This is a genomic window from Rhizorhabdus sp. (assembly GCF_018006725.1).
GTDB lineage: Bacteria > Pseudomonadota > Alphaproteobacteria > Sphingomonadales > Sphingomonadaceae > Rhizorhabdus.
The window spans coordinates 1-7,479 of the sequence record NZ_JAGMXV010000221.1 but is presented as its reverse complement, the minus strand read 5'-3'; the positions used below and the strand labels follow the sequence as shown (position 1 = coordinate 7,479).

The 7,479-nt window shown below is 61.4% G+C and carries 8 protein-coding genes and 1 pseudogene; 6 read left to right on the top strand and 3 right to left on the bottom strand.

All coding sequences use genetic code 11. The features are described from left to right. The coding region (locus KAY22_RS21840) for a thiolase family protein (protein ID WP_296625311.1) at positions 1-780 on the bottom strand (780 nt) is incomplete at its 3' end. A 282-nt stretch (positions 781-1,062) separates the two neighbouring features. On the opposite strand from KAY22_RS21840, the gene KAY22_RS21835 reads away from it, so the two are divergent. The 5 genes from KAY22_RS21835 to KAY22_RS21815 all read left to right on the top strand — a co-directional run bounded on the left by KAY22_RS21835 (position 1,063) and on the right by KAY22_RS21815 (position 5,891). Next, a complete protein-coding gene (locus KAY22_RS21835; RefSeq protein ID WP_004206967.1) occupies positions 1,063-1,707 on the top strand; it encodes a DUF3422 family protein in 645 nt (214 codons plus the stop codon). A 211-nt stretch (positions 1,708-1,918) separates the two neighbouring features. Then, on the top strand, positions 1,919-2,323 hold the full coding sequence (locus KAY22_RS21830) for a DUF2147 domain-containing protein (protein WP_026109759.1): 405 nt from the start codon (positions 1,919-1,921) through the stop codon (positions 2,321-2,323). Between the two features lie 32 nt (positions 2,324-2,355). Next, on the top strand, positions 2,356-3,663 hold the full coding sequence (locus KAY22_RS21825; protein WP_036526777.1) for a porin: 1,308 nt from the start codon (positions 2,356-2,358) through the stop codon (positions 3,661-3,663). A 14-nt stretch (positions 3,664-3,677) separates the two neighbouring features. After that, positions 3,678-5,339 carry a long-chain fatty acid--CoA ligase gene (locus tag KAY22_RS21820; protein WP_051035833.1) on the top strand — a complete coding sequence of 554 codons (1,662 nt, stop codon included), beginning with the start codon at positions 3,678-3,680 and terminating at the stop codon, positions 5,337-5,339. An 81-nt stretch (positions 5,340-5,420) separates the two neighbouring features. Further along, entirely contained in the window at positions 5,421-5,891 is a 471-nt protein-coding gene (locus KAY22_RS21815; RefSeq protein ID WP_017503287.1) for a MerR family DNA-binding transcriptional regulator, read from the top strand. Positions 5,892-5,950: 59 nt separating this feature from the next. Here the strand turns inward: KAY22_RS21815 and KAY22_RS21810 are convergent, their stop codons facing one another. Continuing rightward, a complete protein-coding gene (locus KAY22_RS21810; RefSeq protein ID WP_152542565.1) occupies positions 5,951-6,145 on the bottom strand; it encodes a hypothetical protein in 195 nt (64 codons plus the stop codon). 74 nt (positions 6,146-6,219) lie between these two features. Next, the gene (locus tag KAY22_RS21805; RefSeq protein ID WP_004206961.1) at positions 6,220-6,972 is read right to left on the bottom strand and encodes a DUF6796 family protein; all 753 of its coding nucleotides are present in this window, start codon (positions 6,970-6,972) and stop codon (positions 6,220-6,222) included. An 86-nt stretch (positions 6,973-7,058) separates the two neighbouring features. Between KAY22_RS21805 and KAY22_RS21800 the strand changes: the two are divergent. Then, a pseudogene (locus KAY22_RS21800) lies at positions 7,059-7,187 on the top strand (IS110 family transposase); the annotation flags it as partial. Between the last annotated feature and the right edge of the window lie 292 nt (positions 7,188-7,479).

Genomic DNA, 7,479 nt, shown 5'->3' with positions numbered 1-7,479 from the left:
GATGCGAGCAAGGATCGGCAGTCCATGCGCGCGCGCATAATCCTCGCTCGTGACCAGGATTGCGCTTGCGCCATCGGTCAGCGGCGAGGACGTTCCCGCCGTTACCGTGCCGTCCTGGCTGAAGGCCGGCTTCAGCCCGGCGAGGGTTTCCGTCGTCGTGCCGGCACGCGGCGTGCCATCCTTGTCGACCACGCCCGCCTTGGTCGTGATCGGCACGATCTCGGCCTCGAGCTTGCCGGCCGCGATAGCCGCGGCCGCCTTGTCCTGACTGGCGACCGCAAAGGCTTCCTGCTGGGCACGGGTGATCTGATATTTGGTCGCGACATTCTCCGCCGTGTCGCCCATGCCCATATAGGCGGCGCTCTTCTTCGCGAGCTCGGGGTTCGGCAGCGGATTGAACCCCATCATCGGCACGCGGCTCATCGACTCCACGCCCGCGCAGATGAAGGCCTCGCCGGCGCCAAGCTGAATCTGGCCCGCAGCGATGTGGACCGAGCTCATCGACGATCCGCAGAAGCGATTAACGGTCATGCCGCCGACAGAGAGCGGCAGGTCGGCGAGAAGACCGATAAGGCGCGCGATGTTGAAGCCCTGCTCGCCTTCAGGAAAAGCGCAGCCCAGCACGATATCCTCGATATCTTCGGCCTTCACGCCGGTCTGCTGAATCAGTCCGCGAATGACCTGAGCGGCCAGATCGTCAGGGCGGACGCGCGCCAGCGCGCCCTTGCCTGCCAGGTGAAAGGGGGACCGGGCATAGCCCGCAACAACCACATTACGCATCGATGATAGCCTCTCCAGGGAATCGGACATCTGATTACCTAATGGTGCGTGAAATGACGTTTACGTCAACTAAAATCTTTGGCACTCTTCTCACGCCGTCGAGGGAATCGTCATGCACCGGTTCCCGGGAGGCTTGATATCGGAGGTCTTGGCCGAGGAACGTACGGATGCTCGCCAGTGAAAAACCGCGCACTCTCATCCCGGCGATGATGCTCGCGCCCGTCTTATCGACGGCTGCGCCTCTCCCCAAGCGCCACTGCACCTGTTTTCGAAGGCGCACACATGCGATTTTCTGAGCATCCCCTCCGGCGTCAGATCGTCGGCGAAATGCATCTGCGCCGTTTTCCTGCACTCGAATTGCCCGCCATGGCATTTCAGACGGTTCGCCTGGTCGATGAGAATGACCGGGAGAAGGAATGGCTGATCCTGGAGCAGCGATGTGCCTCTGGACTCGATCGCAACCTGCGCCACCTGGAAACGGAGTGGTCCGCCAACGGGCGGCTGGCCTGGGAAAGGCACAGTGAAGCGGTCACCACGACGCTAACGTCAACCTCGGTCAGCGCGGACGCGCAGTTCTGGTCTGCTCCCGACGTCGGCCCCTTCAGTGATACCTTGCAGTGGATGGAAACGCTGCCGGGCCTGGTCATCCGCGCAACCCACATCGTCGTTGTGGCGAACGATAGCTACGCCGAGCCGGTTGTCGATCGGGCCGACTTCCATCCGGGCCATCTCGTCTCCTGCATCATCGGGGATAGCGTCCGGATCTGGAGCGACTTTCGCATTCACGCCGGCGGCTACGGGCGCCTGGTCGTTGCCGCGAACGGGGCGGCTGACGGCGAAGTGTCGCGTTCCATCCAGCGCATTCAGGAACTGGGCAATTATCGCAATCTTTCCTTGCTTGAAGGCACGCACAGATCAATAGCTTGACGGCGTCACACACGAACACGCCCGAACCCTGACGACGGGGCCAGCAGCGCCTGACCCCTCCAATTCGCACACAACCTAATAGGCATTTTGATGACGCATTGAGCTATTGACTTACCTATACGTCATCTAGATGGTTATGGGACGCTGATTTGCCGCATATTGGCTCCAGACGTGAAACAGACGGTCGCCTGAAGGCGCGCGGAGAGGAACAATGTCGATCATTCTGACACTACTGGCTTCGAGCACTGCATTGCCCGCCGACACCGTTGTCGGTCGCTGGCAAACCGAGAGCCGTCATGGCGTCGTGGAAATCACCCGCTGCGGGCAATCGATCTGCGGTGCCTTGATCAGTTCCGACGGGATCAAAGCCAACCCCGAACTACGTGACGAAAAGAACAAGACCGCTGCGTTGCGCGGTCGTCCGCTTCGTGGATTGCAGATTCTGCAGGGTTTTACGTGGAAGTCGGGCAGTTGGTCGGGTGGTTCCATCTACAACGCTGAGGATGGCGGTACATACAGCGCGACGGTCACGTTAGCCGATCGGGATCATTTGCGCCTCAAGGGCTGCATCGTCTGGCCCCTGTGCAAGACGCAGACATGGACGCGCCTCCGATAAGCACGAGGAATTTGACAATCACGAAAGGGGAGATGGGCGTGGCAGGCAAAAATTGGAAAGTTGGGATCGCAACATCGGCCGTGGCGGCTGGATTGCTCGCGCCGCAAGCCGCGAGCGCGCAGGCCTTTTACCTTCAGGAACAATCGTCCAGAGGTGCCGGACGAGCCTTTTCGGGCGAGGTCGCCGACCAGGGCGTACAGTCCCTCTGGTGGAATCCGGCTGCGATCGCAGGCATGGAAGGAGTCGATGCCCACCAGGCCGTAAGCGTAATCCTTCCCAAAGGGTCGGTTGACAATGTCAACACGCTCATTGTCCGTCCCGGGCAGTCGGCTGCGGCTGTAGGCGGGAGCCAACGCTCTCGTGATCCGATCAATAATGGCGTACTACCCTCCGGCGCGATAGCCGTCGGCCTGACATCACGGCTCGCTTTGGGGCTGACCGTCGCCTCCCCTTATAGCTTCACAACCAATTATGATGCCGACAGCTGGGCACGGTATAGCGCCGACAAGACCAAGCTGCGAACATACGACATCCAGCCATCGATCGCCTACCTCGTTACGCCAAATCTCAGCATCGGCGCCGCGCTTAATATCGAATATGCCGACGCATCATTGTCCAACTATCTGCCGAACCTATCGCCTCTTCTCGCCGACGGCCACCAGGAGCTGAAAGGCAATGGTTGGGATCTTGGCTGGTCGGCCGGGCTGCAATATCGCGCCGGCCCCATGCAACTGGGCGCCAGCTACAAGTCGAGCGTGAAGCATAATCTCGACGGTTCGGTGACGACGACCGGTCTTCTTGGTCCGCTCGCCGGGCAAAACAGCGTAGTGAATGCAAACGCCACGTTCGAGACCCCCTGGCAGGCGATCTTCGGAGCGCGCGTGGCGGTGTCGCCCAAGGTCACCCTCAACGGTCAGGTGACCCGCATGGGTTGGTCGAAATTCGACGCTATCCGGCTCGGCGCGCCGCTCAACGTTTCAATCCCGGAAAATTACCGGGACACTTGGAGCTTCGCAGGCGGCATCGATTACGCGGTCACACCAGCCTGGACCGTTCGTGCCGGCGTTCAACACGCCCAGACCCCGACGCGCAACGGCAATCGGGACGCTCGAGTGCCTGACAGCAACCGTTGGAATTTCGCTGCCGGCACAAGCTATGCCGTGTCTTCCCGGTTCACGCTCGATGCGGGCGCAGCGTATATTACGTTCAAGGATACGACTATTGATCGCACGACAGCGGCCTATGCCGGCACGGCCGTGCAGACGCCGATCCTGATGGACGGCAAGCTCGAGGACGCGCACGCCGTCGTGCTGTCGCTCGGCGGACGTTTCCACTTCTGATGCTGGAGATCGCCATGCCCCAGCCCGCCATCAGCGCCTTCCCGTCGATACCGGAACCGGCAATTCCGCCACGGCTCCTGACCGACCTCCTCGACAATGCGTTGAACCTTTATCCCGAACGCGTCGCCATCGACTTTCTCGGGCGAACCTGGACTTATGCGCAGGTGGGGCAACTCGTTCGCCGTGCAGCACGTGGATTGCAGGATCAGGGGCTGCGCAAGGGCGATCGGTTCGGCCTGTGCCTGCCGAACTGCCCCTATTTCGCGATATTGTACTTCGCGGCGCTGCGCGTGGGTGCGATCGTGGTCAACTTCAACCCGCTCTACACGGAGCGCGAACTGGAGCATCAGATCCGGGACTCGGGAACGCGCATGATGGCGGTACCGGACGTCCGGATAATCCACGAGAAAGTGCAAGCCGTCGCGCCACGTGCCGGGCTGGACAAGATCGTGTTGTGCGGCATGAGGGATATGCTGCCCTGGCTGCAAGGCCTGGGCTTTGCGCTATTCAAGCGAAAAGACCACGCGCGGATACTCGACGAAGGCCTTCATGTCCGGCTCAAGGCGCTTCTCGCCCATGATGCCGAACCTGACGCGGTAGAACGTCACCCTGATGATGTCGCGGTCCTTCAATATACCGGAGGCACAACCGGCGTGCCCAAAGGCGCAATGCTGACCCACGCCAACCTCACGGCGAACAGCGCCCAGATGGTGGTGCATGTGGGAGGACTTCGCCCGCAGCAGGAGAGAACTCTCGGCGTCCTGCCCATGTTTCACGTCTTCGCACTCACGACGGTGCTCAACTTCTCAGTCGAAATCGGCGCCGAAATCGTCCTGCTGCCACGGTTTGAGATGAAGCAGGTTCTCAACACGATGAAGCGCAAGCCGCCGACACAGTTCTTCGGCGTGCCTACGATCTATGTTGCCCTGAACGCGCTTCCGGACGACGAGATACCCGATCTCTCGGCCGTGCGCGCCTGTATATCCGGCGGCGCACCGCTCCCGCTCGAGGTACGCGAGGAGTTCGAGGCACGCACGCGTGCCAGGGTCGTGGAAGGATATGGGCTCTCCGAAACCGCCCCGATCATCGCCTGCAACCCGTTGTTTGGGACGGTGAAGGACAATAGCTGCGGCCCAAGTTTCCCCGGCACCATCATCGAGATCCGAGATCCGGAGAATCCCTCGCGGGTTCTTCCCCAGGGAGAACGCGGAGAAGTGTGCGCCCGCGGCCCTCAGGTGATGAAGGGCTATTGGCAGCGCCCTGCAGAAACCAGTGCTGTCTTCGTCGATGGCGCGCTACGAACCGGCGATATCGGCTATTTTGATGAGGATGGCTATCTCTTCCTCGTCGACCGCATCAAGGACATCATCTTCTGTGGCGGATATAATGTATATCCCCGGATCATCGAGGATGCGGCCTACCAGCACCCGGCGGTAAAGGAGGCGATCGCAATCGCGATTCCTGACGCCTACAGAGGTCAATCTCCCAAGTTGTTCATCGCGCTGCACGAGGGATCGAACCTGACCGTCGATGAACTCAAGGTCTTTTTGCAGGATCGCCTCAGCAAGATCGAGATGCCCAAGGCCTTCGCATTCCGGGACAGCCTGCCCAAGACGTTGATCGGCAAACTTTCGAAGAAGGATTTGATCGAGGAGGAGAACAAAAAGCTCGCCTGAGCCTCTATCCCCTGTCAAGCTACGAGGCTTATGCGCTTGAGTGGTAGGGTAGCCGTGATTGGAGGACAGGGAGTGGATGGCATGGGGAACTCGCTCCACCTCGCCGAGGACGATGAAACGCTTAAGGACGCGGATCGCGACAACCCCACGCACAAGGGGAGAACCCGCGCAAAGGATGCGGATTTACAAGTGTACGGCATCCAGGATGTCGCTCAGGAACTCGGACTGACACTTCGCACGCTACGCTTCTACGAAAAGGAGGGGCTTATCGCCCCTCAACGGGTAGGCAGTACCCGGGCATATTCCAGGCGTGAGATCGGACGCATACAGCTGATTTTGCGCGGCAAACGCCTTGGCTTCTCCATCAAGGAAATCAAGGAGTTTCTCGATCTCTACGATGCCGATCCCGAGCATAAGGAGCAAATGGAGCGATTGATTGCCCGCATCCGGGAAAGGTTGGTCGACTTGAAGACGCAGCGCTCTGCGCTCGACCTGACAATCGACGAGCTTACAACCATCGAAGTGGAAGCGATGGCAAAGTTGCAGCGATAATTTGGTCATCCCATTCTCTAACCGAGCGGTAACGCTTGATCGCGGCGCCCCCGATCCAATCAAGCCGTCAAGCGACGAGCGCCGCGCCGATCGCTAAGGCCGCCCCAGAACCGCGCCATGATCATCCAGGCGATGCCCGACGCGGTCATCGCCCCGCCGACCTGCCATGGCTCGAGGCCAAGCACGCGCGCGATGGGGCCCGCGAGCGCCACGAACGACATCATCGCCATCGAGCAGACGAAGGTCTCGAACATCAGTGGCTTCATGCTGAAAGCGCCTGATGCTTCCTCCCCCACTTGTTCGTCGCCTGTCGCTGTCGCAGCTTCGGTCATGCTGCTTCGTCCCGTGATGCGACCGGCGAACGGCCACCATTCCAGAGCAGCGCCGTCGAGACGGCATAGACAACGAGCCAGCCGAGGTTGAACGCGGCGCCGTCAAGCCAGGTGTGCGCCGGCTCGGGCAGGATGCGCGCGATCAGCATGCCGATCGCGACCAGCGAGACGGGATTGGCCAGCGCTGCGAACCAGCGTGGCCAGGCGGTGCGGCCCAGCGCGATGACGATCCCGAGGAGCAGCAGCGCCAGGCCCAGCGTCACGATCGGCATCAACCAGGCGATGAGCAGGACATGGTAGAAGTGCTGGCCGAGATCGAGCAGCGCGCCATGGGCCGCGGCCGGCGTTTCGAGGATCGTCTTGTAGGCCATGCCGACATAGTAGAAGCCCGCATGGCCGAGCGGAGACCAGGCGTTGCCGGCGACCAGCAGGACGAAGGTCAGCCAGCGCCACCAGCCCATCGCCGGACGCAGCCCTTCGAGCAGATGCCAGCAGCCCGCGAGATAGAAGACGATGCCGGCATCGGCCACCAGCGCGCCCGCGGCGAGCCGCGCCTCGGAGGATGGAAGCATCAGCGCGACACCGTCGAACTGGATGCGATCGGCATAGGTCTTCAGGATCAGCGGATAGTCGTCGGGACTTGCCCTAGCCCCGATGATCAGCGCGTCGCCAAGCGTCCAGAGGATCGCGCCGATCACGCCCGCGATACCGCAGAGACGAAGAAGCGGGAGCCGCTGGATATCCGTCATAGGCTTGTCCTTGCTTCGGCGCGGGATCGATCGACGAGACGCATGATCTCCTGGGCGATCAGCTCGGGCTCGCTGAACGGAACCATTGCCAGCGCTACCGTCGCCTGGCGGCCACGGGCAAGCCTCAGCCCAAGGTGACCACCGCGATCGCGCGTGAACTGTTCGGCTATGCCTGGGACATCGCCCGTCGGGTGTCGCCGGCGATAGCCGGCTGATCCACCCACGACATTAACGAGAGGAGGCGCCAGCGCACCAACTGCATAGCCTTGGCCGACGTGCCGCGGGCACCCGACTGTGATGGGCAATCCACGGTGTACGGTGGGGCAGGTTCGTCCGACGCCCGAACTTATACGGAGGATAGGCCCAGCGACGGATACGGATAGTGCGGTAATCAACCCGCGGATGAGAGCATGATCAATCGTCGTCGATCAGGCGCCCGCGGCACACCCGCCAAGGTCAATGCGACCGCTGGTCTCGAGGCCAGCGAAGGAGTAAACTCGGCCAGCG

What these genes read in the sequence shown, in the direction of transcription:
- KAY22_RS21830 (WP_026109759.1), top strand. Translation starts at nt 1,919, where the DNA reads ATGTCGATCATTCTGACACTACTGGCTTCGAGCACTGCATTGCCCGCC.
- KAY22_RS21835 (WP_004206967.1), top strand. Translation starts at nt 1,063, where the DNA reads ATGCGATTTTCTGAGCATCCCCTCCGGCGTCAGATCGTCGGCGAAATG.
- KAY22_RS21815 (WP_017503287.1), top strand. Translation starts at nt 5,421, where the DNA reads ATGGGGAACTCGCTCCACCTCGCCGAGGACGATGAAACGCTTAAGGAC.
- KAY22_RS21820 (WP_051035833.1), top strand. Translation starts at nt 3,678, where the DNA reads ATGCCCCAGCCCGCCATCAGCGCCTTCCCGTCGATACCGGAACCGGCA.
- KAY22_RS21825 (WP_036526777.1), top strand. Translation starts at nt 2,356, where the DNA reads ATGGGCGTGGCAGGCAAAAATTGGAAAGTTGGGATCGCAACATCGGCC.
- KAY22_RS21805 (WP_004206961.1), bottom strand. Translation starts at nt 6,972, where the DNA reads ATGACGGATATCCAGCGGCTCCCGCTTCTTCGTCTCTGCGGTATCGCG.
- KAY22_RS21810 (WP_152542565.1), bottom strand. Translation starts at nt 6,145, where the DNA reads ATGTTCGAGACCTTCGTCTGCTCGATGGCGATGATGTCGTTCGTGGCG.